The 25,146-nt window shown below is 69.4% G+C and carries 27 protein-coding genes; 17 read left to right on the forward strand and 10 right to left on the reverse strand.

The window, feature by feature from the left end; all coding sequences use genetic code 11:
• Nucleotides 1-38: 38 nt before the first annotated feature.
• Nucleotides 39-1,007 (reverse strand): hypothetical protein, encoded by a 969-nt coding sequence (locus ACGFY5_RS01290; RefSeq protein ID WP_392716035.1) that lies wholly within the window; start codon nt 1,005-1,007, stop codon nt 39-41.
• Nucleotides 1,008-1,193: 186 nt separating this feature from the next.
• Between ACGFY5_RS01290 and ACGFY5_RS01295 the strand changes: the two genes are divergently transcribed.
• The 6 genes from ACGFY5_RS01295 to mgrA all read left to right on the forward strand — a co-directional run bounded on the left by ACGFY5_RS01295 (nt 1,194) and on the right by mgrA (nt 6,002).
• Nucleotides 1,194-2,015, forward strand: a complete 822-nt coding sequence (locus ACGFY5_RS01295; protein ID WP_392716037.1) for a hypothetical protein — start codon at nt 1,194-1,196, stop codon at nt 2,013-2,015.
• 153 nt (nt 2,016-2,168) lie between these two features.
• Complete coding sequence (locus tag ACGFY5_RS01300; protein WP_392716039.1) at nt 2,169-2,879, forward strand: hypothetical protein; 711 nt, start codon at nt 2,169-2,171, stop codon at nt 2,877-2,879.
• 15 nt (nt 2,880-2,894) lie between these two features.
• The gene (locus ACGFY5_RS01305) at nt 2,895-3,317 is read left to right on the forward strand and encodes a hypothetical protein (protein ID WP_392716041.1); all 423 of its coding nucleotides are present in this window, start codon (nt 2,895-2,897) and stop codon (nt 3,315-3,317) included.
• Nucleotides 3,314-3,490 carry a glycoside hydrolase family 2 protein gene (locus ACGFY5_RS01310; RefSeq protein ID WP_392716043.1) on the forward strand — a complete coding sequence of 59 codons (177 nt, stop codon included), beginning with the start codon at nt 3,314-3,316 and terminating at the stop codon, nt 3,488-3,490. Before ACGFY5_RS01305 ends, ACGFY5_RS01310 begins: the two co-directional genes overlap by 4 nt.
• A 38-nt stretch (nt 3,491-3,528) precedes the next feature.
• Nucleotides 3,529-4,980, forward strand: coding sequence for a purine-cytosine permease family protein (locus ACGFY5_RS01315; protein ID WP_392716045.1), 1,452 nt, complete (start codon nt 3,529-3,531; stop codon nt 4,978-4,980).
• A complete protein-coding gene (gene mgrA, locus ACGFY5_RS01320; protein ID WP_392716047.1) occupies nt 4,977-6,002 on the forward strand; it encodes an L-glyceraldehyde 3-phosphate reductase in 1,026 nt (341 codons plus the stop codon). Before ACGFY5_RS01315 ends, mgrA begins: the two co-directional genes overlap by 4 nt.
• Nucleotides 6,003-6,109: 107 nt before the next feature.
• Here the strand turns inward: mgrA and ACGFY5_RS01325 are convergent, their stop codons facing one another.
• Complete coding sequence (locus ACGFY5_RS01325; RefSeq protein WP_392716049.1) at nt 6,110-8,155, reverse strand: MMPL family transporter; 2,046 nt, start codon at nt 8,153-8,155, stop codon at nt 6,110-6,112.
• Nucleotides 8,156-8,225: 70 nt separating this feature from the next.
• On the opposite strand from ACGFY5_RS01325, the gene ACGFY5_RS01330 reads away from it, so the two are divergent.
• Nucleotides 8,226-8,693, forward strand: a complete 468-nt coding sequence (locus tag ACGFY5_RS01330; protein WP_392716051.1) for a MarR family winged helix-turn-helix transcriptional regulator — start codon at nt 8,226-8,228, stop codon at nt 8,691-8,693.
• Nucleotides 8,694-8,739: 46 nt separating this feature from the next.
• On the opposite strand, the gene ACGFY5_RS01335 is transcribed toward ACGFY5_RS01330, so the two are convergent.
• The 4 genes from ACGFY5_RS01335 to ACGFY5_RS01350 all read right to left on the reverse strand — a co-directional run bounded on the left by ACGFY5_RS01335 (nt 8,740) and on the right by ACGFY5_RS01350 (nt 12,246).
• Entirely contained in the window at nt 8,740-9,390 is a 651-nt protein-coding gene (locus ACGFY5_RS01335) for a DUF4352 domain-containing protein (RefSeq protein ID WP_392716053.1), read from the reverse strand.
• A gap of 84 nt (nt 9,391-9,474) precedes the next feature.
• On the reverse strand, nt 9,475-10,836 hold the full coding sequence (locus ACGFY5_RS01340) for a PrsW family glutamic-type intramembrane protease (protein WP_392716055.1): 1,362 nt from the start codon (nt 10,834-10,836) through the stop codon (nt 9,475-9,477).
• 52 nt (nt 10,837-10,888) lie between these two features.
• Nucleotides 10,889-11,443: a hypothetical protein gene (locus tag ACGFY5_RS01345; protein WP_392716057.1), complete on the reverse strand. Its 555-nt coding sequence runs from the start codon at nt 11,441-11,443 to the stop codon at nt 10,889-10,891.
• Nucleotides 11,444-11,484: 41 nt separating this feature from the next.
• Nucleotides 11,485-12,246: a MerR family transcriptional regulator gene (locus ACGFY5_RS01350; RefSeq protein ID WP_392716059.1), complete on the reverse strand. Its 762-nt coding sequence runs from the start codon at nt 12,244-12,246 to the stop codon at nt 11,485-11,487.
• Nucleotides 12,247-12,330: 84 nt separating this feature from the next.
• On the opposite strand from ACGFY5_RS01350, the gene ACGFY5_RS01355 reads away from it, so the two are divergent.
• From ACGFY5_RS01355 to ACGFY5_RS01365, 3 genes are all read left to right on the forward strand, one after another.
• Nucleotides 12,331-14,139 (forward strand): FAD/NAD(P)-binding protein, encoded by a 1,809-nt coding sequence (locus tag ACGFY5_RS01355; protein ID WP_392716061.1) that lies wholly within the window; start codon nt 12,331-12,333, stop codon nt 14,137-14,139.
• Between the two features lie 81 nt (nt 14,140-14,220).
• Nucleotides 14,221-14,613 carry a helix-turn-helix domain-containing protein gene (locus tag ACGFY5_RS01360; protein ID WP_392716063.1) on the forward strand — a complete coding sequence of 131 codons (393 nt, stop codon included), beginning with the start codon at nt 14,221-14,223 and terminating at the stop codon, nt 14,611-14,613.
• A gap of 45 nt (nt 14,614-14,658) precedes the next feature.
• On the forward strand, nt 14,659-15,066 hold the full coding sequence (locus ACGFY5_RS01365) for a hypothetical protein (RefSeq protein ID WP_392716065.1): 408 nt from the start codon (nt 14,659-14,661) through the stop codon (nt 15,064-15,066).
• A gap of 13 nt (nt 15,067-15,079) precedes the next feature.
• Here ACGFY5_RS01365 and ACGFY5_RS01370 read toward each other — a convergent pair whose 3' ends face one another.
• Both ACGFY5_RS01370 and ACGFY5_RS01375 read right to left on the reverse strand, forming a co-directional pair.
• The gene (locus tag ACGFY5_RS01370; RefSeq protein ID WP_392716067.1) at nt 15,080-15,694 is read right to left on the reverse strand and encodes a TetR/AcrR family transcriptional regulator; all 615 of its coding nucleotides are present in this window, start codon (nt 15,692-15,694) and stop codon (nt 15,080-15,082) included.
• The gene (locus ACGFY5_RS01375; protein WP_392716069.1) at nt 15,691-16,914 is read right to left on the reverse strand and encodes an acyl-CoA dehydrogenase family protein; all 1,224 of its coding nucleotides are present in this window, start codon (nt 16,912-16,914) and stop codon (nt 15,691-15,693) included. Before ACGFY5_RS01375 ends, ACGFY5_RS01370 begins: the two co-directional genes overlap by 4 nt.
• An 84-nt stretch (nt 16,915-16,998) precedes the next feature.
• On the opposite strand from ACGFY5_RS01375, the gene ACGFY5_RS01380 reads away from it, so the two are divergent.
• From ACGFY5_RS01380 to ACGFY5_RS01390, 3 genes are read left to right on the forward strand one after another with little or no spacing between them, the layout of a single operon-like run.
• Nucleotides 16,999-17,790 carry an SDR family oxidoreductase gene (locus ACGFY5_RS01380; RefSeq protein ID WP_392716071.1) on the forward strand — a complete coding sequence of 264 codons (792 nt, stop codon included), beginning with the start codon at nt 16,999-17,001 and terminating at the stop codon, nt 17,788-17,790.
• Between the two features lies 1 nt (nt 17,791).
• On the forward strand, nt 17,792-18,751 hold the full coding sequence (locus ACGFY5_RS01385; RefSeq protein WP_392716073.1) for a zinc-binding alcohol dehydrogenase family protein: 960 nt from the start codon (nt 17,792-17,794) through the stop codon (nt 18,749-18,751).
• A 14-nt stretch (nt 18,752-18,765) separates the two neighbouring features.
• The gene (locus ACGFY5_RS01390) at nt 18,766-19,509 is read left to right on the forward strand and encodes an SDR family oxidoreductase (protein ID WP_392716074.1); all 744 of its coding nucleotides are present in this window, start codon (nt 18,766-18,768) and stop codon (nt 19,507-19,509) included.
• Nucleotides 19,510-19,614: 105 nt separating this feature from the next.
• On the opposite strand, the gene ACGFY5_RS01395 is transcribed toward ACGFY5_RS01390, so the two are convergent.
• Together ACGFY5_RS01395 and ACGFY5_RS01400 are read right to left on the reverse strand one after the other, a co-directional pair.
• Nucleotides 19,615-20,127: a GNAT family N-acetyltransferase gene (locus ACGFY5_RS01395; protein WP_392716076.1), complete on the reverse strand. Its 513-nt coding sequence runs from the start codon at nt 20,125-20,127 to the stop codon at nt 19,615-19,617.
• Nucleotides 20,128-20,174: 47 nt separating this feature from the next.
• Nucleotides 20,175-20,705 (reverse strand): inorganic diphosphatase, encoded by a 531-nt coding sequence (locus tag ACGFY5_RS01400; RefSeq protein WP_051569607.1) that lies wholly within the window; start codon nt 20,703-20,705, stop codon nt 20,175-20,177.
• 77 nt (nt 20,706-20,782) lie between these two features.
• On the opposite strand from ACGFY5_RS01400, the gene dacB reads away from it, so the two are divergent.
• The 4 genes from dacB to hpt all read left to right on the forward strand — a co-directional run bounded on the left by dacB (nt 20,783) and on the right by hpt (nt 24,917).
• Complete coding sequence (gene dacB, locus ACGFY5_RS01405) at nt 20,783-22,183, forward strand: D-alanyl-D-alanine carboxypeptidase/D-alanyl-D-alanine-endopeptidase (RefSeq protein WP_392716079.1); 1,401 nt, start codon at nt 20,783-20,785, stop codon at nt 22,181-22,183.
• Nucleotides 22,184-22,223: 40 nt separating this feature from the next.
• A complete protein-coding gene (locus tag ACGFY5_RS01410; protein WP_392716081.1) occupies nt 22,224-23,309 on the forward strand; it encodes a zinc-dependent metalloprotease in 1,086 nt (361 codons plus the stop codon).
• A 4-nt stretch (nt 23,310-23,313) separates the two neighbouring features.
• The gene (gene tilS / locus ACGFY5_RS01415; protein ID WP_392716083.1) at nt 23,314-24,270 is read left to right on the forward strand and encodes a tRNA lysidine(34) synthetase TilS; all 957 of its coding nucleotides are present in this window, start codon (nt 23,314-23,316) and stop codon (nt 24,268-24,270) included.
• Between the two features lie 68 nt (nt 24,271-24,338).
• Nucleotides 24,339-24,917, forward strand: a complete 579-nt coding sequence (gene hpt / locus ACGFY5_RS01420) for a hypoxanthine phosphoribosyltransferase (protein ID WP_392716085.1) — start codon at nt 24,339-24,341, stop codon at nt 24,915-24,917.
• Nucleotides 24,918-25,146: the final 229 nt, after the last annotated feature.

Below are 25,146 nucleotides of genomic sequence, written 5' to 3' on the forward strand. Positions count from 1 at the left end.
CTCACCTCTCCTTGGCCTTACTTGTGACCACAGGTTATTCAGTTCCGGCCCGCAAGGTCGATTCGGATGCCGTCACCGAGCGCGACGAGGTAGACCGCGTCGCCCCGACGCCACCGCTCGGGCAGCAGGAGATAGCCGTCCGGAGTCCGGGCGAGGAAGCGGAGGCCCTGGTAGCGGTACCGGTAGGCCGAGACGGCGGGGGTCGTGGTGGCCTCGGCCCAGGTTGCGCCGGGGAGCACCAGCAACTTGTCGCTGTACACGGTGACCGCCGGGCGGCTCGGTAACTCGTCGGAGAACGTCTGTGCGGCCTGGCGTCCGGTTTGGGCTCCATAGAGCGTGAATGCCCACAGGAGTCCGGTGCCGGCCAGCAACAGCAGTGCCGCACCTGCCAGCGCGTCGGTGGATCGCGCCTCCACCCGTCCGACACTCCGGGCGGCCGCGGCGGTGCCGGCGGCGACCACCAACAGGAGCGGTAGGCCGACGCCGAGTCGGCTGCCCCAGTCCGCGAACCGCAAATACAAAACAACGACTGCGATCGACGTCAGGCAAGTCGCCGTCCAGAGCAGGGTGCTGAGTCGACGCCGTTCCATCGTGGCCAGACGGTCGCGGAGGACTCTGCGGTACAGCTCGATCGCGGCGACCGTGAGGACGTTCAGCACGATGATGACGGGGATCGCGGTGGGTGGGCTACGCAGCACGTAGTCGGCCGAGGAGAGGCCGAGGATGCCTACGTCGACGCCGAAGTAGCGGAAGGTTTCGGCGGCGCGGATCCAGCCGAGGTAGTAGAGGACCGCGGTGATCGCGGCTAGTTCGGCCAGCGCAGCCTGGACGACCGACCATGCCCCGCGCTGTGGGGCGGCGGAGGGCGGTGGTCCGATGCGGTTCGTTGTCGCCCGGTTCGTTGTCGCCCGGTTCGTTGTCGCCCGGTTCGTTGTCGCCCGGTTCGTTGGCGTCCGGGTGGGCGGCGTGCGGGTTGTCGGTAGTCGGGTCGTTGCAGGGCGGGGCACCTGGGGTCGGGTGCGACGTCGACTCATCGGATCGAGCCCGATGGCGAGATTTCGCTCGCGCGGCGTCCACGAACGTGCGTTGGGGCGGCGCCGCCATCGGCGCTGCGCGGATTGCCAGGAAGCTGTTCGCTGAGTCGGGCGTCGCAGGACGATTTCCTGGCAGTTTGCGCGCTGCGAACCCGGCCGGTGGCCGTCGTCTCACTGGGTGCCGACGCCTCAGGACTGGGCGCGGGCGGATTGGGTGCCGGCGAACTGGGCTCCGGCGGGCCGGGCGCGGCTGGGCTCATCGCGGGGGAGTTCGGTGGCGGGGAGTTCGGTGGCGGGCAATTTAGTGGTGGGGTGATTGATGGCGGGCAGTTCGGTGGTGGGGTGTTCGGTGGTGGGGTGTTCGGTCCGGGGGTGTTGGGTCCGGGGGTGTTCGGTGCGGGGGAGATCGGTGCGGGGGAGATCGGTGCGGGGGAAACCGGTCCGGGGGAAACCGGTGCGGGGGAGATCGGTGCCGTGGGGCTTGGCGCGGTCGGGAGCGGATCCGGTGCCGGTGTCGGTGTGGTGGGGCTCGGTGGGACAGGGGTTGGCGTGGCCGGGCTCGCGGCTGGTTCGGTTGGGCGCCCCGTGGGCTCCGGCGTGGTCGGGTTCGGCGTAGTCGGGTCCGGTGAGGGAACGGTCGGTGAAGGCTCGGGCGCCGGGGCGGTGTCGAAGAGCCAGTCGCCCGGCACGATCGGTTGGGGAAATGGCGCCGGGGCGGCGTCCGAGAAGGACGGGCGCGCTACCGGCGGCGGGAACACCTGCGGCTCGTTACCGCCGCCCGGCGTCGGAGTCGGAGTCGGTGTCGGGATCGGCGTCGGTGTCGGCGATAACAACGCCGGGACCGGCGGCACGGGATCCGGTGCGCGTGACTCCCCACACCCCACCAACAGCGCCGCGCTCAATGCGATAACCGAAGCCCACCCGCGAAACCCGCCCATTCCTCACCCCAAGGGCGAGTATGGCGCGCTTTGTCTGCGTTAGCGCATGAATGAATGGTGACGCGAATTGATGTCGCGTACTCATGCGACTGCAGTCGGTGAGCGGGGCTGAGGCTCGGCCCGAGGAGCTAACGTGTGGCACTTGGAGTCCCAGGGATCACGGGGGTCCCGCGGACACTCACGAAGGATCGGTCACGTGCGAGCCGTACTTTCGGCGTTATCGCTGCTCGTCATCGGGTTGGGTTTTCTGGGATTCGGCGGGTGGAACTACTACGCCGGCACCACCGGGGAGAAGACGACCGCGGTGGTCGACCAGTGCACGAAGAGCTACGGCCGCAAGGGCCGGACCCGTACGACCTGCTACGGCACGTGGCAGGAAAACGGTGTGAGCAAGCGTGGCCAGATCGATGGGGTCGGTGACGACGACCAGGGCAAGTCGGTCGAGGTTCGCATTCATGACGGTGAGGCGTACGCGTTCAACTGGGTGGGGGTTCTGCTGCCCGCCGGGGTTGGTGGGTTCATGCTCGTCGCGGCGGTGTTCTGGGCGTCGTCCGCGTTCAAGGGCGGCGAGAAGCAGCCCGCGTGGCAGGGCGGTGCGCCGCCGCACCCACCGGCCTACGGCCGGCCGCCGCACCCACCGGCCTACGGCCGGCCGCCGCAACCCCAGCCCGGTCCGCCCGGCTACCCGCCACCTGGCTACCCGCGGCCCGGCTACCCACCGGCCGGATATCCGCAGCCCGCACCGCACCACGCGGCCTACCCACCCCCGGGCTACCCCCAGCCCGCCTACCAACCCCCACCGGGCTACGCCCCGCAGGGCTACCCGCCCCAACCGGGCCAGTACCCGCCTGCCGGCGGCTACCCGCCACCGGGCTACCCCCCGCCTCAGTATCCCCCGGCCCAATAAGCAGTTCAACGACGTGTGGCCCGGCTTCAGTGGTCGGTGATCGACCACGACCTCGTGCCGAAGGCCGCCTATCACTACCTGCGGCGTGCGTTCGCGCCCGTGCTCGCGTCGTTCCGAAGCGACGGCGACACGCTGGAGCTCTGGGTCAGCAACAGCGGTCGGGACCCGGTCGCCGGCTCGGCGACCGTGTCCCTCGCCGGGTTCGACGGCACCGTCGTGGTGCAGGCCTCGGTCGACGTGAAGCTCCAGCCTGGGGAATCAAATCCGGTGTGGACGCTCAGCGACGTGCCGTTGAGCGCGGACCGCTACGCATGGGTGGAAAGCGCCCTCTTCCCGTCGAACCGGTTGTACTTCGCCGAGATCAAGGACCTGCCGGTCAGCGGCGGTTCGCTCGACGTCGCCGCGCGGAGCGCACCGGGCCTGACACCGCACGGTTGACGATCACTGCGCGCGGTTTCGTCTACTTCGTCCACGTCCTGACGCCGAATCCTGGCGTTCGTTTCAGCGACAACTACGTCGATCTGCGCGACGGCGACTCGGTCATGATCGACGTCACCGGATTGGATATCCACAGCGATCCCGCGGCTCTGGAGGTGCGGCACCTGCGGTGAGACGATCGGCTGTCACCGGGTGAAACAAGGGGCGGGCGATGTCCGATACAGCGTTGAGCGTCGAGGCCAACGGCATCAACCAGATCGCGGAGAACGAACGGAAAGGCAGACCGCGGGATCTGTTCTGGCCGTGGTTCGCGGCCAACGTCTCCGTGCTGGGTGTCGCCTACGGCTCGTACATCCTCGGCTTCGCCATCTCGTTCTGGCAGGCGACGATCGTCGGCGTCCTCGGCGTCGTGCTCTCGTTCCTGTTCGTCGGCATCATCTCGATCGCGGGGAAGCGTGGCTCCGCGCCGACGATGACGCTCACCCGCGCGGCGTTCGGTGTCCGCGGCAGCCGGTTGCCGTCGCTGATCTCGTGGCTGCTCACCGTCGGGTGGGAGACGTCGCTCGTGGTCGTCGCGGTGCTGGCCACCGCGACGATCTTCGACCGGCTCGGCGCCGGCGGCGGCACCGCGACGAAGATCGTCGCGTTGATCGTGATCGTCGGGCTGGTCGCGCTCGGCGGCACGCTCGGGTTCAACCTGATCATGCGCGCGCAGAAGTGGATCACCTGGATCGCGGGCGTGCTCACGATCCTCTACCTGGTGTTCGCGGCGGACCACGTCGACTTCGGCGCGGTCAACGACCTGCCCGGCGGGTCCGCGGCGGCGGTGATCGGCGCCCTGGTCTTCACCATGACCGGCTTCGGTCTGGGCTGGGTCAACGCGGCGGCCGACTACTCGCGTTACCTGCCGCGATCCGTGTCGACGAGGGGCGTGGTCGGCTGGACCACGCTCGGGTCGTCGCTGCCCCCGGTGGTGCTGGTGCTGTTCGGCATCCTGCTGGCCGGATCGTCCCCGGATCTGAACGCGGCGATCATCAAAGACCCCGTCGGTGCGCTCACCACCATCCTGCCGACGTGGTTCCTGGTCCCGTTCGCGGTGGTGACGATCCTCGGCCTGGTGTCCGGCGCGATCATGGACGTGTATTCGTCGGGGTTGGCGCTGCTCAACGTCGGGCTGAAGGCGCCGCGCTGGGTGGCGGTGTGCATCGACTCGACGCTGATGCTGATCGGCGCGATCTACGTCGTGTTCTTCGCCAGCGACTTCCTCGGGCCGTTCCAGGGCTTTCTGATCACGCTCGGCGTTCCGATCGCGGCCTGGTGCGGCATTTTCATCGCCGACATCGTGCTGCGGAAGGCCGACTACGCAGAGGACGAGCTGTTCGACCCACGCGGGCGGTACGGGGACGTGCGGTGGCTGTCGGTCGGGTTGGTCGTGGTCGGTTCGATCATCGGCTGGGGCTTGGTGACGAACACGGCGGCGTCGTGGCTCGACTGGCAGGGGTACCTGCTCGGGCCGATCGGCGGCAAGGACGGTGATTGGGCGTTCGCGAACCTGGGTGTGCTCGTCGCGCTCGTCCTCGGGTTCGTCGGATACCTGCTGCTGGGACGGGGTGCGGTGCGCGCGCAGGAGGCGCGACCGGCTATGGCAGGCTCGCGAACATGAGTTATGAGGCTGACGCTGCTCGCTACGAACAGCAGCCGTACCGTCGGGTGGGCCGGAGCGGGCTGAAGCTGCCTGAGATCTCGCTCGGCCTCTGGCAGAACTTCGGCGACGTCAACCCGCTGTCGACGCAGCGCGCGATCCTGCGCCGGGCGTTCGACCTGGGCGTCACCCACTTCGACCTGGCCAACAACTACGGCCCCCCGTACGGGACCGCGGAGACCAACTTCGGGCGGATCTTCGCCGAGGACTTCACGCCGTACCGGGACGAGCTGGTCATCTCGACCAAGGCCGGGTACGACATGTGGCCCGGGCCGTACGGGGAGTGGGGGTCGCGGAAATACGTGCTCGCGAGCCTCGACCAGTCGCTGGCCCGGATGGGGCTCGACTACGTCGACATCTTCTACTCGCACCGGTTCGACCCGGAGACGCCGCTCGAAGAGACGATGGGCGCGCTGCACACCGCTGTCGTGTCGGGTCGGGCGCTCTACGCCGGCATCTCCAGCTACTCGCCGGAGCGCACCGCGGAGGCGGCGCAAATCCTGCGTGACCTGGGAACGCCGCTGCTGATCCACCAGCCGTCGTACTCGATGTTCAACCGCTGGATCGAGGGTCCGCTGCTCGACACGCTCGGTGAGCTGGGCGTCGGGTGCATCCCGTTCTCGCCGCTCGCGCAGGGGCTGCTCACGAGCCGATACCTGGACGGGATCCCGGAGGACTCGCGGGTCGCGCGGGAGGGGTCGTCGACGTCGTCGATGCTCACCGACGACGTACTGCGTCGGATCCGTGCGCTGAACGAGATCGCGTCCGGGCGTGGGCAGACGCTCGCCCAGATGGCGCTGGCGTGGGGGCTGCGTGACCAGCGCATCTCGTCGGTGCTGATCGGGGCGTCGAGCGTGGCGCAGCTCGAGGACAGCCTGTCGGCGACGAAGAACACCACGTTCAGCGGCGCCGAGCTCGCCGAGATCGACAAGTACGCGGTGGAGAGCGGCATAGACCTCTGGAAGCCCTCCTCTTCCGCGTAGCGGCCCGCTCAGAACGACGCTGCCAGGCGAGCGCGAAACCTTGAGTATTCACCTATACGAGGCGGTCTCGCGCTCGACTGGCAGCGTCGCCCTGAGCGGGCTCCAGGTCAGTGCGCTCGCGCCTGGCGGCGCTCGACAGACTTGGATGGCCACCAGAAATTGTCGTCGAGGAGCACTACTAGGGCGGGTACCAGGACGGTGCGGACCAGGAGGGTGTCTAGCAGGACGCCCAGGCCGACGATCACGCCGATTTCGGTGAGGGTGATCAGCGGTAGGACGCCGAGAACGGCGAACACCGCGGCCAGCAGGATTCCGGCGCTGGTGATCACCCCGCCGGTGACGGCCACCGCGGTGACGATGCCCTCGCGCGTGCCGTGCTGCAGCGCCTCCTCCCGCGCCCGGGTGACGAGGAAGATGTTGTAGTCGACGCCGAGCGCGACCAGGAACAGGAACGCGAGCAGCGGCACGACGGTGTCCAACGCCGGATACCCGAGCACGTGCACGAACAGGAAAGTGCTCGCTCCCAGCGCGGCGAAGAACGTCGCCACCACGGTGAGCATCAGCAGGATCGGCGCCACGATCGCGCCGTGCAGCAGCACGATCAGAACGATCAACACGACGCCGAGCACGAGCGGAACGATCACCTTGAGGTCGCGGATCGCGGCTTCCCGGGTGTCGAGTTCGGTGGCCACCGAACCGCCGACCAGCGCCCCGGTGGGGTCCAGCCGGGTCCGGAGTGCGCGGATCGCGTCGTAGCTCTCCGCGGTCGCCGGCGCTGCCTCCAGCGTGACGTCGACTTCGGCGAGCCGACCCTCCACCTCGCCCGGCCGTACCGACGCCACCCCTGGCGTGTCCTGCGCGATCCGGGTCACCTCCGCGACGCGTGCCGGACTTGTCATCACCGCGACCGGGTCGGTGGCACCGGCGGGGTAGTACCGCGCCAGCGCCTCGAGCCCGTCGACCGACTCCGCCTTCACCCGGAACTGCTCGGTCTGGCTGAGCCCCAGCCGGGCGTCGACCAGCCCCGCGGACAGAACACCGAGCAGCACCACCGAGAACGCGATCACCGCGACCGGCCGCCGCGCGACACCGTGCGCGACCCGTGACCAGGCACCGGTTCGCGCCCTGTCCTGGTCGCCGACCTTCGGCACGAACGGCCAGAACAGCCCGCGCCCGCAGACGACCAGCGCGGCCGGCAGCACGATCAGCCCGAACACGGCCGCGACGACGATGCCGACGGCACCGGCGAGACCGATCGCCCGGTCGTTCTCCAGGATCGCCAGCGAGAGTGTGAGCAGGCTCAACGTCACCGTGACCGCGCTGGCGACGACGGCACCGCCGCCCGAGCGCAGTGCCTTGCGCATCGCCTCGCGTCGATCGTCGGTAAGGCGTAGTTCCTCGCGGTAGCGCGCGATCAGCAGCAACGCGTAATCGGTTCCCGCGCCAAACACGAGGACGTCGACGATGCCGGTCGTGGACGGGTCGATGTTCAAGCCGGTCGCCCGGGACATCAGCGCGATCACCGAGTTCGCGACGACGTCTGCGGTACCGACCACCGCCAGTGGCACGAGCCACAGGATCGGGCTGCGGTAGGTGATGAGCAGAAGTGCCGCGACGACGCCCGCAGTGACGGTCAGCAGCTTGAAGTTCGCGCCGCTGAACGACGACGCGATGTCCGCCCGGAAGCCCGCTCCGCCGGTGACCTGGGCGGTGAGCCCGTTGGGGAGGTCCGCCGTCGCTTTGTCGCGCAGTTCGTTCACCCGGTCGATGACGATGTCGTTGTCGAGATCGGCGGCGAACGGGACCGCGAGGAGAGCCGCCGTGCGATCGGGGGAGTAGATCGGCGGCGAGATCCGGTTGCCGAGCGCCAGCGTCGTGAACGCCGCAGCGTCGGCCTCGATCGCGCTGGTGTCGGCCGGGGTGAGCGCCGCGCCGTCGCGGGCGTACAGGATCAGCGCCGGGTTCGTCTGCCCGCTCGGCAGCTGTTTCTGCAGTTCAGCGACTTTCGACGACTCGGCGGACGACGGGAGCGCCGCGGTCGGCTCATTGCTGTTCTCCGCCGTGCCGCCGAACGCGATCACCAGGCCGGACAGCAACACGGCCAGCAGGAGGACCAGCCAGGCGGACCGGCGACCGGTCACTATCTCGGGCATCGCTCTTCTCTCGATCGTTAAGTCTCTCGACCATCGAGAGTTTTCTGGATGTGGGGATAGTCTGCAACTCGTGGACAGGCGGGAGCGCACCCGGCAGTTGGGGCGGGAGCTGCGGCGGTATTTCGTGGAGGCGCGTCTGGTCACCCACGCGTTCGCTGATCTGCACGGGCTGCACGCCACGGATCTGCACGCGTTGATCGAGGTCATGGACGCGGAGGGGCGCGGGGATCCGGCCACGCCGGGCCGGTTGGGCGAGGCGCTGGGGCTCTCGTCCGGGGCGACGACCGCGGTGATCGACCGGCTCGAACGGCTCGGGCACATCCGGCGGGAAAGAACTGCGGGCGATCGACGTCGGGTGTACCTGCACTACGACGAAGAGGGCATGGCGCTCGCGCGAGAGTATTTCGGGCCGTTGCACGAGCGGATCTATCAGGTCGTGGGGGAGTTCACCGAGGAGGAGGTGGCGGTGGCGCACCGGTTCCTGACCGCGGTGACCGATGCGGCCGCGGAACACCGTCGCGCGGTGGAGGGCAGCTGAGGCGTGAACCCTGTGGTGGCGTATAGCCCACCACGGTGTGCAGGGCTCAGGTGAGGCTCACCGCGACGCTGCCGGCTGCTGCCGCGGAGCGGAGGCGGACCGAGTCGAGGCGCGAGCCTTTCGGGGTGTCGAACGCGATCACGCCGGTGACGCGGGCGCCCGGCCCGATCGGCGTCAGGAAGGTGCGTTCGGCGCCGTTGGCGTGGCGGGACGCCTCTGCGCTGCCGAGGTAGCGGCCGCCCGCGGTGGTGTAGGCGATCTGGTCGGCGGCGGTGAAGACCAATGCGCTACGGCTCAGGTTGCGGACGTCGAGTGTGACTACGCAGAAGTGGCCGCGGGTGGGTTGGCCGGCCGGGCCGGCGTTCGTTCGTACCTCTGGGACACCGCAGCGTTGGTCGACGACGCGGTATTCGAGGGCGCCGTGGCGGATGCGGGTGCCCAGTTGCGGGCCGGCGTTGCCGAGGGTTTCGACGAGGTGGTCGTCGGGAGGGGGTTGGGTGGGGGCTGCTGCTAGCAGTGTTGATTTTGTGGGGGTGGGTCTTGGGTCCGTGGACGGGCCACCGTCGACGATCCATAGTCCGACGCCGCACATGCCGAACAGGAGCACGCCGGAGATCCCTAGGGCGAGCGCAATCAGGTTGCTGCGGCGCTCCTTGGGCGGAGTCCAGTCGAATGTGGGTGGATCGAGTTTTTCCATGAAATTTACGGTAAGTAATGTTGCTGGAGTGATGTGATGTGACTCCAGTGAAATCGATCGCGTCAAGGCGCGGTCGGTGCGCGCCTAGGCACCCTGGGCCGGGCCGAGGATGTTCGCGCTGGCGGCGCGGGCTTCTTCGGCGGCTCGCTCGCGCACCTCCGCCGGCTCGACGCCCTCCGCAGTCGCCACCTCGGCGTCCGACTCAGCAGCGACGCTGCTCGCCGCGGCCGGCCCATCGCCGTCCTCCGCGGACCGCGCAGCAGGCGCCTTGGGCGCCGCCCCCTCCGCTGCCACGCCAGCAGCCTGCGTCCCAGCCTCCACGACCAGCGCGACGTCCTGGCCACCATCCGCACCCACCACGAACGGCGCATCCGCGCCAGCGGTGCTCGCGCCCGCGGCGCCCGCGGCAGTTGCGCCCGCGGCGCCCGCGCCGGCGGTGCCTTCGCCCGTTGCGCGGGCAGCACCCGCGCCGGCGGGGCTTGCGCCCGCCGTGCGCGTGGCTGTTGCGCCAGCGCCGGTAGCGCCCGTGCCTGCGGCTCGCGCGGCGGTCGCGCCGGCGGTGCTTGTGTTCGCTGGGCGTGGGGCGCCCGCGGGCGCCGCGCCGGCGGGGCTTGCGGTGCGCGGGCCGGCGCTCGCGGCTGTGCGTGGTGCATCCGCGGGGTCCGGGTGGCGTGTCCCCGCGGGGCGGGGTGCGACTGCGGGGCGGGGGAGGACTCGGGTGGGGACGCCTCGGCGGGACGTCGTGCGCAGGGTCACCCACCCCAGCAGCAGGGCGTTCAGCGCGGTCAACACCACTCGCGCAGGCACCCCGTGCACGCTCTCCCACAGCGCGTGCAGCGCCACGACCCCGCTCACCGCGAGCACCAACCGCCGCAACGCCCGCGCGTTCCAGTGCTCCTGCGCCGCCAACCACAGCGCCGACGCAGCGATCCCACTCCACGCCAGCTGCGAAGCCGGCGCCAACAACCCGCGCACGAGCACGGAATGGTCACCCGAAGTGAGCAGATACCCCAGGGTCTGCGCCACCGCGAACCCCGCACCCGCGGCAGCGCCCACCAGCAACCCGTCCGACGCCCGCCGCCCCAGCAGCCGGGTGGCCAACACCGCCAACGGCACGAGCAGGATCACCGACTCCACGACCAGCGACACCGCCACCGTCGCGACCGGACCCAACGAGACCAGCGCGGAATACCCCAGCAACCCGCTCAGAACCGACCCGAGCACCGCACCGACCACTGCCGACGCCACCACCGCCCACGTCGGCAGCGTGAGGTGCATCCCGCGGCACGCCGCATAGAACGCCGTCGGTGCGGTGACCACGCCGATCACCAGGACCGGCGTCACCAGCCCTGGTTCACCGGAAGCCGCCAGAATGCGTTCGCCCACGACAAAAGCGGCCGTGCCGATCGCCAGAACCGCGAGCCATAGGTCTCGACGCCACTGCATGTCCCAAATACTGACAAAAATGTCGGAACTTCGCCTTCCCGGAGCGCGGGTGTCACCGATTCAAATGAGGGCCCAGACCGGTCCCCGCCAACAACACCCCAGCAAGAGCAGGCTCCGAAGAGGAGTACCACCCGAGAATCCAGTCGGCGTACACCTCCCCGGCCGAGTAATACGGCTGAGGTCCGAAATCAGTAGGTACCAGGCGCACGGCCGGAGGCTCTCCCGTGGTGATTCGCACCGCGTCCGAATCACACACCGGCACCGATCGCGGCACGCTGCCACCCGGCGTCCACATCACCGACGCCGTCGCCGGGCCGTGCGTCGGGTTGAACAGACACGGCGGTCGGCCGGTCGGCGCGATCAGCCGACCGGCCTCCGCCAGCGCCTCGGTGGCCTGGAACAACTGCCGACCCGACGACCCGAACGTCTCCGCGTGCTGCGCCGCACGTAACAGCGCGGTGTTCACCCGGCCCGTACCGGCGCGCCCCCGTAACGACGCGATGTCCGCTCGCAGGACGCTGCTGACCCGCAACAACTCGTTACGACGGGCCTCGGCGTCAGCACCGACAGTCGCTTCAGAACCACTACTACGAGAAAACCACTTCACTCACTCGACGCTACGGGCCGCGCCGTGGCGCTTCTGTCGGATTACTTACCGGCGCGGGTTGCGTTGGCGTGAATCGCGTCGCGGATATACGCGGCCAGACCGGGACTCTCCGTGTCGTAGTTACGCGTGAACCGCTCGTCCTCGACGTACATCGTGCCGAGGCCGCGGTGGATGTCGTAGCCGCAGTCGTAGAACCAGCGCGTGATGTGCTGGCGGTGCTCCTCGGCCGCGTCCATCGCCTCCGGAGAGTCCGCCGGCACCCCGGTCGAGAACAGACGCGTGAACAGCGCGACGTTCGCCGCGGCCTCGTCCTTGATCGCCAGCCAGTCGTCCTTGGTGTACTGAGACGTCCGCTGCTGCGACTGCCGGTACGCGTCGGTGTCACCCCAGCGCTCGCGAACCTCGTCCTCGTACTGGCCGGGGTCCTGCTCGCCGAACACCTCGAACATCTCCTCGGGGTTGAGCGAAACGCCCATTTTTCTCGCCTCCATCGTTTTCTCGACGGCGGCGACCATCCGTTGCAGCTCCTCGATCTTCCCGGTCAGCACCGCGTGTTGTCGCCGCAGGTGATCGACCGGGTCGGACGAGCTGTCGTCCAGGATCGCCGCTATTTCTTCCAGTCCGAACCCGAGTTGTCGGTAGGCGAGAATGCGCTGCAGACGCTCCAAGTCGTCGTACGAGTACCGTCGGTAACCGGCGTTCGTCCGATCGCTGGGGGTGAGAAGCCCGATTTCGTCATAGTGATGCAGGGTCCGGACCGTGATGCTGGCTTCCTTCGCGACCTGCCCTACTGACCAACTCATGAGGAAGACGCTAAGGACTCACGCGACGTAAGGGTCAACCCCGAATTCTTCTGCCTACTATTCCACTAGGTGAAGGGGGCTCGAATGACCAAGCGACTCGTGGTGGTCGGCGCCGGTCCCGGTGCGACCGGCCTGCTCGAACGCCTGCTGGCCAGCGCTCCCGACTTCCTCGCCGACGACGACCTGCGGATCACGTTCGTCGATCCGCACCCGCCCGGCGCCGGCCGCGTCTGGCGGGCCGACCAGTCCCCGTTGCTCCTGATGAACTCGATGGCCGAAGACGTCACGATGTTCCCCGACGAGACGGTGCGGGTAGAAGGCCCGCTCGCGCCAGGGCCTGCGCTCGACGAGTGGGGCGCCCCCGGCGTCGAAGGCCGCTCGTTCGTCAGCCGGACGACCCAGAGCGGCTACCTCTCCTGGGTGTTCGACAGGGTCCGCGCCTCCGCGCCGGAGAACATCACCATCGAGGTGCTCGAGGACCGCGCGACCCGCGTCGAGGACGGCCCGAGCGGCCAACAAGTCCACCTGAGCAAGCACGCACCCATGGAGGCAGACGTCGTCGTCCTCGCCCTCGGCCACCTCGACGCCGAACCGACCGGCGAAGCGGCCCGGCTGGCGGCCTACGCCGAAGACCACGGGCTCACCTACGTCCCGCCCGCCTACACCGCCGACCTCGACCTCAGTGCCCTGAAGCCCGACCAGGACGTGCTCGTCCGCGGCATCGGTCTGGCCTTCGTCGACCTCGTCGTGCTGCTCACCGAGGGCCGCGGCGGCCGATTCGAGAACGGCAGTTACCTCCCGTCCGGTCGTGAACCGAAGATCCACGTCGGCTCCGGCCGCGGCGTCCCGTACCACGCGAAAACCGGCTACCGCCTCGTCGGCAAGCCCGCGCCGTACCCCCGCTTCTTCGGTCCCGAGCAGATCGACGCGCTCCCGGACACTCCGCTGGAGTTCCGCCGCGACGTCTGGCCGCTGATCGCCAAGGAGATCGGCTGGGGCTACTACCACGAGCTCTTCGCCGGGCATCCCGAGCGCACCACGCTGAGCTGGGACGAGTTCGCCGCGGCGTACGCTAGCGCCCCCTGGTACAGCCAGGCTCGCGTCGATCTGGTGGTTTCGGCAGTTCCGGCCGAAGAGGACCGACTCGACCTCGACCGGCTCGACCGTCCGTTCAAAAACACCACCTTTGTCGACGACGACGCCGTGCAAGCGGCGTTACGCGGTTACATCGAGGCAGACGTCGCCCGGCGGAACGACCAGTCCTACAGCGCTGACCTGGGCGCATTTCTGGCGCTGCTCTCGGTGTACGGCAACCTGCCGCGAGTGCTGGCCACCAAGCAACTGACCGGACGCAGCCAGGTCGAAGAGCTCGACGGCTGGTGGCACGGGTTCTTCAGCTTCTTCGCCAGCGGCCCGCCCGCGTTCCGGCTGGACCAGTTGCTCGCGCTGTCCCGCGCCGGCGTGGTCCGCTTCCTCGGGCCGGACGTCCGCTTCGACGGCGTCGACGGGCGGTTCCGCGCCTGCACTCTCGCGGTGCCCGGCAGCACGGAGGCCGACGCCCTGGTCGAGGCCCGGTTGCCGAAGCCGACGATCGTCGCCACCGCCGACGAGCTGCTGCGGAACCTGCTGGCGACGGGCCAGGGGATCGAGGAGGTCGTCGACACGGTCTCCACCGGGCGCTTGCGGACGAGCCGGGACTTCAAGATCGTCCGGAAGGACGGCAGCGAGCACCCGCACCGCTTCGCGCTCGGCTGGTACACCAGCTCGCGCGGTGCGGCGGCGTTCGCGAGGCCACGCACGAACGCGGCACCGTTCCGCATGGCCGACCAGGCGGCTCGTGCCGTGCTGTCCGCCTTGAAGGCAAGTGTGGGCAGTGCCACGGCCCAGTGCTAGCGGAAGTGCTTGCTGCTGGCTAGCGCTCCGCCTACGCTGGGAACCGTCGGAGGCCAGCGAGTGGTGAGGGGGAGCGTGGTCATGACCCCGCTCAAGTCGCCGCAGGACGCGGTCCGCTCACTCGGCGAGTTCATTCGCGAGCAGCGCAACGGTTCGCAGATCTCACTCCGGCAGCTGGCGAAACAGGCCGGTATCAGCAATCCGTACCTCAGCCAGATCGAACGAGGGCTTCGCAAGCCGTCGGCCGAGATCCTGCAGCAGATCGCGAAAGCACTGCGGATCTCCGCGGAGACCCTGTACGTCCACGCGGGGCTACTCGAGAGCCCCGAAGGGGTGCGCACCGACGCGGCCCCCGGCGTAGCGGCATCCGCGATCGAGGCGGATGAGTACCTCACCGACCGCCAGAAGCAGATCCTGCTCGAGATCTACCACTCGTTCCGTCGCGAGAACGAGGCCGGCGCGCCTTCTGCCTGAGCGCTGCCGCCTTGAAAGCCCCAAAACACGCAGGGAGTATTCGTCATGGCTACTGCCAAGACCGAGACCAAGAAGACCGGCAACACCGTCGAGGCCACCGGCGACGTGAAGTTCGCACTGCCGGACCCCAAGCGCGGCCTCTACAGCGCCGTCGGCGTCGCTGACTACGCCGTTTCGCAGATCCGGGCGCTGCCCCGCTACCAGGGCGTCGTCGTGGAAGCCCTGCAGAAGCTGCCGCAGCAGCTGCGCACGCAGCTGACCTCGACCTACAGCGAGTTCGCCGACCGCGGCGAGAAGGTCGTCTCCAGCATCCGCAAGGACCCGGCCACCCAGGAGGCCGTGGAGCAGGCCAAGACCGCGAAGTCGCAGGTCAAGGCCGCCCGTACGTCCGTGCGCAAGGCTGCGGCGGACACCGGCTCCGCCACCGAGAAGGCCGGCGACAAGATCGGCTGAGAACGTAGGCGGATCAGGGCAGGCGCTCGCCTGCCCTGATCCGTTCGAGCCCGAGCCAGATGAAGTCCACGGCCATCGTCTCGGCCCGCTCGCGCGGCACCTCGGGATGGTCCAGCCACCACGAGATCAGCGACATCAAACCGCCGGTCACGATCGGCGCGAACAGCGTGACCACCGGTTCGGCTGCGGCCAGCCGCGTCGGGTTGTTCCGTCGGTTCAACAGCATCAGATCGACGATGACCGCGCCCAGATCGTCGCGCAGACCACGGAGTTCGTCGCCGACCTCGGGCTTGTCGAAGTGCCGCACGATCACCGCCCATGCGCCCGGCTGGTCGATCGCGAAGTCGAACAAGGTCTTCGCGAGCGCCCGCATCCGGTCCAACCCGGGATCACCGGGGTTCGTCACCGCGTGCAGGCGCTGCGAAAGATCCTCCACGATCGACGTCGTGACAGCCGCGAAGAGCTCTTCTTTCGACTCGAAGTGCTGGTAGAGCAGTCCTTTGGAGACGCCGGCCGCGGCGGCGACGTGCTCCATCTGGGTCAGATGGAACCCGCGCCGCCCGAACTCGTCCAGTGCGACCGACAGGAGCTGTTCCCGGCGGGTCGCCGCGGTGAGCCGACGCCTCATTTACCGAGGTAGGGAGCCAGTTCGGTACGTGCGACCGACATGATGTGCACCTCGTCCGGACCGTCTGCCAGGCGCAGCGTCCGCAGGCCCGCGTAGGCGCGCGCGAGCGGGAAGTCGCCGCTGACGCCACCGCCGCCGTGCAGCTGGATGGCCTTGTCCAGCACGGCGGTCGCCATCTGCGGCACCACGACCTTGATGGCCGCGACCTCGGTGCGCGCGGCCTGGAAGCCCTTCTTGTCGATCAGCCATGCAGTCTTGAGCGTCAGCAGCCGTGCCTGCTCGATCGCCATCCGGGACTCGGCGATCCACTGCTGGACGACGCCCTGCCGGGCCAGTTCCTTGCCGAACGCGACCCGCGAGACCGCGCGGCGGCACATGGCGTCCAAAGCGCGCTCTGCCATGCCGATCGCACGCATGCAGTGGTGGATCCGACCGGGGCCCAGACGCTTCTGGGCCAGCGCGAAAGCGCTGTTCTCCTCGCCGAGCCGGTTCGTGACCGGAACTCGGACGTCGGTCAGCCGGATCTCGCAGTGGCCGTGCTGGTCGTGGTAGCCGAAGACGGACAGGTCGCGCACGACCTCCAGTCCGGGCGAGTCCATCGGCACCAGGATCATCGACTGCTGGGCGTACGTCGGGCCGTCGGGGTCGGTCTTTCCCATCAGGATCATGACCTTGCAGCGCGGGTCGGCGGCGCCGCTGGTCCACCACTTGCGACCGTTGATCACGTAGTCGTCGCCGTCGCGGACGACGCTCGTGCTGATGTTGCGGGCGTCCGAGCTGGCGACGTCCGGCTCGGTCATGCCGAAACAACTGCGGATCTCACCGTCGAGCAGCGGCTCCAGCCACTGCTTCTTCTGCTCGTCGGTGCCGAACAGGTGGAGCAGCTCCATGTTGCCGGTGTCGGGCGCGGCGCAGTTGATCGCCTCCGGCGCCAGCTGTGGCGAGCGGCCGGTGATCTCGGCGAGCGAGGCGTAGTCGGTGACGCTCAGGCCGTGGGCCGGGTCCTGCGAGTCCGGCAGGAACAGGTTCCACAGGCCGCGGGCACGGGCTTCGCGCTTGAGGTCCTCGACGATCGGCGGCACTTGGTGCGGCTGCCCGGCGGCGGTCAGCTCGTCGCGCTGGGTCTCGTAGACGGGTTCGGCCGGGTACACGTGCGAGTCCATGAACTCGGTGAGGCGCTCGATGTACTCCTGCGCCTTCGGGCTGGGATCGAAGTCCATGTGCGCTCCCTCATCCTCGAAGTGCTCCCTAAAGTAACCGACGAGTCAGTAAGTTAATAGGGGAGCCGAGCACGGGAGGTACTAATGGCCAAGGCAGCCTGGGTCACCGGCGGAGCAAGCGGCATCGGGGCCGCTGTCGCGCGGAGGCTCTCCGAGCAGGGCTACCGCGTGCTGGTCACGGACGTCGACGTCACCGGTGGTGAGCGGGTCGCGGCGGAGATCGGCGGGTTCTTCCAGCGGGTCGACGTGCGGGAACCGGGTGACAGCCTGGCCGCCGTCGAAGCGGCGACCCACGAGTTCGGCGGGCTCGACCTCGCGTTCCTCAACGCGGGAGTCGCGACCGGGTTCGGGCTCGAGGAAGGGTTCTCGCCCGAGGCCTACCGCCGCGTCATGTCGATCAACCTCGACGGCGTGGTCTACGGCGCGCACGCCGCGATCCCGGCGCTGAAGGCGCGGGGCGGCGGCGACATCGTCGCGACCGCGAGCCTCGCCGGTCTCACCGCCACGCCGTTCGACCCGATCTACGGCGCGAACAAGGCCGCGGTCGTCGGGCTGGTGCGGGCGCTGGGGCCGCTCTACGCCAACGAGAACATCCGCGTGAACGCGCTCTGCCCGTCGTTCGCCGAGACGGCGATCATCACGAATGTGCGCGACGCGCTGCTCGGCGCCGGTGTTCCGCTGCTCGACGTCTCGGACGTCGTCGCCGCGTTCGACTCGATCCTGGCCGGCTCCGGCACCGGAGAGGCCTGGTTCGTGCAGGTCGGGCGCGCGTCCGAGCCGTTCGCGTTCCGCAACGTCCCTGGTCCGCGTACCCCGGCCGGCGACAAAGCACCGTCTGCGGACGCGTCGGTGCAGGCGAACCTGGGAGAGGCCTGACATGCGCGCTATCCAGATCACCTCGTTCGGCGGCCCCGAGGTCCTGGTCCCGACCGAGTTGCCCGACCCCGTCGCGTCGGGTACTGCTCTTCTGCTCGACGTCGATCGCGCGGGCGTGAACTACGCGGACACCCACCAGGCGGAGAACTCGTATCTCTCCAAGTCGTCGCTGCCGATGGTGCCGGGTGCCGAGGTGGTCGGGCGCCTGGCCGATGGTCGCCGGATGGTGTCGCTGCTCGCCGGGGGCGGCGGGTACGCCGAGAAGGCGCTGATCGAGCCCGCGCTGTCGTTCGAGGTGCCGGACGGCATCGACGACACGACCGCGCTGGCGATGGTCGTGCAGGGTGCGTCCGCCTGGCTCCTGCTGCGGCGTTCGGCCGTGCTGAACCCCGGCGAATCCGTCGTGGTGCACGCGGCGGCCGGTGGTGTGGGGTCGCTGGCCGTACAGCTGGCTCGTGCGTGGGGCGCTGGACGCGTGATCGCGACCGCCTCCTCGGACGAGAAGCGCGAGTTGGCGCTCTCGCTGGGTGCGGACGTGGCGATCGATTCGCGTGCCGAGGACATGACCGCCGCGCTCCGCGAAGCCAACGGTGGCAAGCGCGTCGACGTCGTCCTGGACATGACCGGCGGACGGGTGACCGACGAGAGCATGAAGGCGCTGGCGCCGTTCGGGCGGTTGGCGTTCTACGGCATGGCCAGCCGGGAGCAGCCCAGCCCGGTACGGCTCGGCAACCTGCTGTCGCACTCCACCACGGTGGCCGGTATGTGGCTCGCGCACGCGTTCCTGCTACCCGGCGACGTGCTGCGGCCGGCGATCGCCGAGCTGTTCGAGATGGTTTCGAAGGGGCAGCTGCGTGCCGTTCCCGGCGGCGAGTTCCCGCTGGCGGACGCCCGGAAGGCCCACGAAGCACTGCGGTCCCGCAACACCGTCGGCAAGCTCGTTCTCGATCCCTCTCGTTGACAGGAGCCCAGTACGTGGACATCAACCTGGAAGGGCGCGTGGCCGTCGTCACCGGCGCCTCGCGCGGCATCGGCGCCGCGATCGCCAAGACCTACGCCGACGCCGGGGCGAAGGTCGTCATCACGGCGCGCAAGCCCGAGGGGTTGGCGGAGGCAGTCGAGGAAATCGGCGGTGATGTGCACGCGATCGCCGCCCACGCCGGCAAGGCAGAGGACGCCGAGCGCGTCGTCGCCGAGACGATTTCGAAGTTCGGCCGGTTGGACGTCCTGGTCAACAACGCGGCGACGAACCCGTACATGGGACCGGTCATCGACGCGGAGATCCGGGCCTGGGACAAGACGTTCGAGGTCAACCTGCGGGGTCCGCTCCTGTGGACGCAGGCCGCGTACCGCGGGTGGATGAAGGAGCACGGCGGCTCGGTCATCAACATCTCGAGCATCGACGGGTTGCGGCCGGGTGGGCCGCTCGCCATCTACGGAGTCACGAAGTCGGCGCTGGTGTTCCTGTCGCAGCAGCTCGCGACCGAGGTGGGGCCGAACGTCCGGGTGAACGTGCTGGCGCCCGGCCTGGTGAAGACGGAGTTCGCGCGGGCGCTGTGGGAAGGCGCCGGTGACGACGCCAAGTACCCCTGGCCCCTCCAGCGCCTCGGCCAGCCGACCGACATCGCCAACGCCGCCCTGTTCCTGGCCAGCGACGCCAGTTCCTGGACCACGGGCGCGGTGCTGACGGTCGACGGCGGCGGTACCTTCCGCGTCTGACCGACTGGTCCCGTTCCGGCGTGCGATGGCTCGCCCGAACGGGGCCACTCTCGAAGCGGTCCCGTTCGGGCGTGCCACAGCTCGCCGGAACGGGACCGCTTCGCGTTACGCCCGCAGTGGGCGGCGCATGGCACAGCGGGGCGCGAGCGCGTCCAGGCCCATGGCGATTTCGTGTTCGCGGGTTTCGCGCAGGCCCGGGGTGAGGTCGGCCTCGTCCAGATCGACGAAGCCGTACCGCCGGTAGAACGGGCCGTTCCACGGGATGTCGCGGAACGTCGTCAACGTGACGGCGGGGAACCCACCGCGGCGGGCCCAGCCGATCACCGCGGCGAGCAACCCGCGACCCAGACCTTGGCGGCCGAACGCAGCGTCGACCGATAACTGCGACAGGTGCGCCGCGCCGTCCACGGCGTCGATCGCCGCGAATCCGACCGGCGCACCCGACGGGCCGGGAGCAACCAGGACGACAGCGCATTTGCGCAGCTCGTCCGCGGAGACGTAGTCGGCGGGCATCGTGATGCCCGCCTCGGTGAAGGGGGCCTCGGAGGCCTTCTCGACCTCCGCGAGGCCTGCCAGCTCGTCATCACCGGCAGGTCGTACAGCGTCGAAAGCGGTCACCGAGGCATCATCCCGCGAACGCCCTCCCGCGCGCAGCGGGGTAAGGCTTACTCCGACGGCGGGTGCTCGTCTCCGGTGCCCGTGAAGGCGTCGTGACCGGCGTCGGCCGCGCGCTTGCGGGACAGCTCGATCTCGCGCTCGGCCTCGGCACGCCCCACCCACTGCGCACCTTCGACGGACTTACCGGGCTCGAGGTCCTTGTACACCGTGAAGAAGTGCTGGATCTCGAGCCGGTCGAACTCCGGCAGGTGGTGGATGTCGCGCAGGTGCTCCTGGCGCGGGTCGTTCGCGTGGACGCAGAGGACCTTGTCGTCTGGGCCCTTCTCGTCCTTCATCCGGAACATGCCGATTGCGCGGGCGCGGATCAGGCAGCCGGGGAACGTCGGCTCCTGCAGCAGGACGAGCGCGTCCAGCGGGTCGCCGTCCTGGCCGAGCGTCTCCTCGATGAACCCGTAGTCGGCGGGGTACTGAGTCGCCGTGAAGAGAATCCGGTCCAGACGGATACGCCCGGTCTCGTGGTCGACCTCGTACTTGTTTCGCTGACCCTTCGGGATCTCGATCGTGACGTCGAACTCCACGGGATGGGCTCCTCACCGGGTCGGGCACTGATTGCGACTAGTGTCTCGCAGGTCGGGAACCAGTCCTTGGGGAGGATATGCGGATCGGCCGCCACTCTGTGCTGTGGCTCACCCTCTGCTGGGTCCTCGCCGCCGTGCTGGTGGCAGACCTGCTGTGGTTCGTTCGCGGTGGTGCGAGCGAGGTGAACGGCGGGCGGGACGGGGTACTCGTCCCCGCCGTTGCCGCTGGACCGGTATTCACCGATCCACCAGCGGTTTTGACCCCTGACGACGACTCCGCGGAGCCGCCTACCGAGGCCGGACTGGCGACTGCGCTGTCCGCCCTGCTCACTGACCCCCGTCTCGGTTCCAGCGTAGCCGTGTCCGTGCGCGACGCCGAAAATGGGACCACTCTGTTCAGCAGAAATGCTGACACACCGGTCACTCCGGCCTCGACGACAAAGACCGTCACCGCAGCCGGGGTGCTCCTGGCTTACGGACCGGCGCACCGGTTGACCACGAAAGTGGTCAAGGGCGCTACGGAGAGTGAGATCGTGATCGTCGGCGGCGGCGATCCGACGCTCGCGTTCGGTAAGGAGATGAGTTACCCAGGGTCAGCACGGCTCGACGTGCTCGCCAAGGACGTCAAAGCCGCGCTGAAGGGCGCCCCGGTCACTCGGATCGTCGTCGACAGCACGCTGTTCAGCGGACCTGCGGCCGCTCCCGGGTGGGACAGCGACATCATCTCGGACAACTACTCGGCGCCGGTGAACGCGCTCACCGCGGACGGCGGGCGGGTGGAGCCGACCGCTGACCACGAGGGTCAGCGTGCCGCGGCCCCGGACAAGTTCGTCGGCCAGCGGTTCGCCCAGTTGATCGGCGCCGGCGGTGCGGAGGTCGTCGAGGGCAGGGCCGCGGACGGCGCCGAGCAGCTCGGCGAGTTGAAGTCACCGCCGCTCTCGCACATCGTCGACGCGATGCTCACCGAGTCCGACAACGTCATCGCCGAGTCGATGCTGCGCCTGACCGCCGTCAAAAAGGGCCTCCCGGCGACGTTCGACGGCGGCACCCAGGCCCGGAAAGCAGTGCTCGACGAAGCCGGCATCGACACGGCCGGGTACGGGCTGCGCGACGGCAGCGGTCTCTCCCGGCTGAACCGGCTCACCCCGAACCTGCTCACGTCACTGCTGGCCAAGGCCGTGGGGAACGGTCACCCCCAGTTGCGCACGCTGCTGGCCGGGCTTCCGGTGGCCTCCTACAGCGGCACGCTCGCCGACCGCTTCGGCGGCGATTCGGCGTCGGCGGGGGTCGGACTGGTGCGGGCAAAGACCGGGACGCTGTCCGGAGTGAGCTCGCTGGCCGGGATGACGGTCACGCTCGACGGCCGCATCCTGACGTTCGCCGCGGTGGCGAACGGTGTGCCGGACGGCGGCGGGGACAGCGCCGAGGCGGCGCTCGACCAGATCGCGGCGACCCTGGCCAAGTGCGGCTGCCGCTGACCGTTGGGCGGTACGTGCGATTCACCCGTACCGTGAAGAGATGACGCAGATGGTGGACTGGGATCTGGCGGTCTCCACCGCCGCGACGCTGACCGGTGGTGGCCCGCGGGTGAGCGTCACCGAAGCAGCCGACGTGGTTCTCGAGCTACGACGCCTGACCGATGTCGCCGAAGAGCACGTCGGCGCCTACACCGGGCTGTCGGCTGCGGTCGATCATCCGCCCGTGCAGGTCGTCGACCGCTCCGACTGGGTGCGGTCGAACGTCGAGGGCCTGCAGGTCGTGATGGACCCGGTCATCGAGAAGCTGCAGGCCGCCAGTCCGCCGAAGCCGGCGACGTTCGGACCGGTCGGTACCGCTGTGAAGGTCGTCGGGCAGAAGGCCACCGGCGTCCAGGTCGGCACGATCCTCGGTTTCTTCTCCAGCAAGGTGCTGGGCCAGTACGAGGTGTTCTCCGGTGCGCCCGGGCGGCTCCTGCTGGTCGCACCGAACGTCGTCGAGATCGAGCGCAAGCTCGGCGTCGACCCCACCGACTTCCGCCTCTGGGTGTGCCTGCACGAGGTCACCCACCGCACCCAGTTCACTGCCGTGCCCTGGCTGCGTGACCACTTCCTGTCCGAGGTGAACGCGTTCGTCGACGCCACCGACCTCGACCCCGACGCGCTCGCGGATCGCGTCCGCAACGGCATCTCGGCGCTCGCCGACGCGGTGCGGAACCCGGACTCGAAGGCGTCGGTGCTCGACCTCGTGCAGACGCCGGCGCAGCGGGCGGTCGTCGACCGTCTCACCGCGCTGATGACGCTGGTCGAGGGCCACGCCGAGTTCGTGATGGACGGCGTGGGGCCCGACGTGGTGCCGACCGTGGAGAGCATCCGGGCCCGGTTCAACCAGCGTCGGGCGGCGCGCAACCCGCTCGACAAGCTGCTCCGGCGGCTGCTCGGCATCGAGGTGAAGATGCGCCAGTACGCCGAGGGCCGGAAGTTCGTGGCCGAGGTGGTCGAGCGGGTCGGCATGGGCGGCTTCAACCTGATCTGGACGTCACCGGACACGCTGCCGCGCTCGTCGGAGATCAACGACCCGGACGCCTGGGTCGCTCGGGTCGTAGGCCCGACCGTGGCCGTGAACTAGCTCGATGGTCGGTCCGCCGCCCGCGGTCGCCGCGGTCCGGGTGGCGGTCCGGGCTTCGCTTCGGGACCTGCCGGCCGGGGCGTTGGTGCTGGTGGCGTGCTCGGGGGGTCCCGATTCCGTGGCGCTGGCCGCGGCTACGGCGTTCGAGGCGCCTCGGGAGGGGCTCCGTGCCGGGTTGGTGACCGTCGACCACGGGTTGCAGGAAGGCTCTTTCGAGCGGGCGGCCGATGTGACCGCCTGGGGTACGAAGCTCGGGCTCGAGCCGTCGGTGGTGGTGCAGGTTTCAGTTGGCGCCCATGGTGGGCCGGAAGCTGCCGCGCGGTCCGCGCGGTACGAGGCTCTCGACGCTTGTGCGTCGCAGCACGGGGCCGAGGCGGTGCTGCTCGGGCACACCGCCGACGACCAGGCCGAGACCGTGCTGCTCGGGCTCGCCCGGGGCTCGGGGGCGCGGTCGGCGGCCGGGATGGCGCCGGTTCGGGGCATGTACCGGCGTCCGTTGCTGGGGTTGCCCCGGCAAGTGGTGCACGGGGCGGTGGAGGACCACCCGGTCTGGCGGGATCCGCACAACGTCGATCCGGCGTACGCCCGGTCGCGGGTGCGGGCGCTGCTCCCGTCCCTCGAGGAGGCCGCCGGCGGTGGCCTGATCGCCGGCCTCGCCCGCAGCGCCGCCCTCCTCCGAGCCGACGCCGACCTCCTCGACGCCCTGTCCACCGATCTCCTCGCCCAGGCTGTTGCCAACGGTGGGCTCGACGTCGAGATCCTGGCCGGCGCTCACCCCGCGCTGCGCGGGCGAGTGCTCCGCCGGTGGGCGATCGAGCTGGGCGCCCCGCCCGGAACGCTGGCCGCCACCCACGTGGAAGCCTTGGACGCGCTGGTCACGCGCTGGCGCGGGCAAGGACCGGCGCACCTGCCCACGGGTATTCGGGTGCTGCGCAGCAGTGGCGTCTTGCGCCGCATTTGAGCGCCGCCAGGCGCGTTTGCGTCGCCCTGGGCGGCCCGCCCACCAAAGGGTTCCGTAGGGTGCGTGGGGTGACGAGCCCAGAGCTAGACGGCCCGTACGCGGGCGACATCGAGCGGGTGGTGGTCTCGGCCGCCGACATCCAGGAAAAGATCGCTGAGCTGGCCCGGAAGGTCGAGGCCGACTACCAGGCCGACACCGACAGCCCGCTCCTGCTGGTCGGCGTGCTCAAGGGTGCGTTCGTGTTCATGGCCGACTTCGCCCGCGCGCTACGGCACCCCGTCGAGGTCGAGTTCATGGCGGTGTCCTCGTACGGCTCCTCCACCACGTCGTCCGGCGTGGTGCGGATCCTGAAGGACCTCGACCGTGACATCGCCGGACGGCACGTCCTCGTGGTCGAGGACATCATCGACTCGGGGCTGACACTCTCCTGGCTGCTGCGCAACCTGGCCAGCCGCAACCCGGCCTCGGTCCGCGTGGTCGCGCTGCTCCGCAAACCCGACGCGATCAAGGTTCCGGTCGAGGTCGCGCACGTCGGATTCGACATTCCCAACGAATTCGTCGTCGGCTATGGCCTCGACTACGACGAGCAGTACCGCGGATTGCCTTTTGTCGGGGTATTGAAGCCCGAGGTTTACGGCGCTGCCTGATCGGAGAGGGGAACGGTCACAGGGGTTCACCCGTTGTCCCGGAGGCGGCTACCAGCCACCTGCACCACCGGTGGCTGCGGAGTACCCTCCGTAGATACGGGTCACCCAGTGCAGACCGGGTGAGCAACGAGTATTACGCCCGTCGAACCACCTGAAGTGCACACCGACACGCGCCTAATAGCCTGAGAATCGGGAGGGGCCGGGACTCTGCTTTTCGGAGCACCCCGCA

The sequence above is a fragment of the Cryptosporangium sp. NPDC048952 genome (genome assembly GCF_043197895.1).
In the GTDB taxonomy this organism is placed as follows: domain Bacteria; phylum Actinomycetota; class Actinomycetes; order Mycobacteriales; family Cryptosporangiaceae; genus Cryptosporangium.

What these genes read in the sequence shown, in the direction of transcription:
- ACGFY5_RS01365 (WP_392716065.1), top strand. Translation starts at nt 14,659, where the DNA reads ATGGCTACTGCCAAGACCGAGACCAAGAAGACCGGCAACACCGTCGAG.
- ACGFY5_RS01375 (WP_392716069.1), bottom strand. Translation starts at nt 16,914, where the DNA reads ATGGACTTCGATCCCAGCCCGAAGGCGCAGGAGTACATCGAGCGCCTC.
- ACGFY5_RS01335 (WP_392716053.1), bottom strand. Translation starts at nt 9,390, where the DNA reads ATGGAAAAACTCGATCCACCCACATTCGACTGGACTCCGCCCAAGGAG.
- ACGFY5_RS01410 (WP_392716081.1), top strand. Translation starts at nt 22,224, where the DNA reads ATGACGCAGATGGTGGACTGGGATCTGGCGGTCTCCACCGCCGCGACG.
- ACGFY5_RS01385 (WP_392716073.1), top strand. Translation starts at nt 17,792, where the DNA reads ATGCGCGCTATCCAGATCACCTCGTTCGGCGGCCCCGAGGTCCTGGTC.
- ACGFY5_RS01325 (WP_392716049.1), bottom strand. Translation starts at nt 8,155, where the DNA reads ATGCCCGAGATAGTGACCGGTCGCCGGTCCGCCTGGCTGGTCCTCCTG.
- tilS (WP_392716083.1), top strand. Translation starts at nt 23,314, where the DNA reads ATGGTCGGTCCGCCGCCCGCGGTCGCCGCGGTCCGGGTGGCGGTCCGG.
- ACGFY5_RS01315 (WP_392716045.1), top strand. Translation starts at nt 3,529, where the DNA reads ATGTCCGATACAGCGTTGAGCGTCGAGGCCAACGGCATCAACCAGATC.
- ACGFY5_RS01360 (WP_392716063.1), top strand. Translation starts at nt 14,221, where the DNA reads ATGACCCCGCTCAAGTCGCCGCAGGACGCGGTCCGCTCACTCGGCGAG.
- dacB (WP_392716079.1), top strand. Translation starts at nt 20,783, where the DNA reads ATGCGGATCGGCCGCCACTCTGTGCTGTGGCTCACCCTCTGCTGGGTC.
- mgrA (WP_392716047.1), top strand. Translation starts at nt 4,977, where the DNA reads ATGAGTTATGAGGCTGACGCTGCTCGCTACGAACAGCAGCCGTACCGT.
- ACGFY5_RS01340 (WP_392716055.1), bottom strand. Translation starts at nt 10,836, where the DNA reads ATGCAGTGGCGTCGAGACCTATGGCTCGCGGTTCTGGCGATCGGCACG.
- ACGFY5_RS01370 (WP_392716067.1), bottom strand. Translation starts at nt 15,694, where the DNA reads ATGAGGCGTCGGCTCACCGCGGCGACCCGCCGGGAACAGCTCCTGTCG.
- ACGFY5_RS01350 (WP_392716059.1), bottom strand. Translation starts at nt 12,246, where the DNA reads ATGAGTTGGTCAGTAGGGCAGGTCGCGAAGGAAGCCAGCATCACGGTC.
- ACGFY5_RS01355 (WP_392716061.1), top strand. Translation starts at nt 12,331, where the DNA reads ATGACCAAGCGACTCGTGGTGGTCGGCGCCGGTCCCGGTGCGACCGGC.
- ACGFY5_RS01380 (WP_392716071.1), top strand. Translation starts at nt 16,999, where the DNA reads ATGGCCAAGGCAGCCTGGGTCACCGGCGGAGCAAGCGGCATCGGGGCC.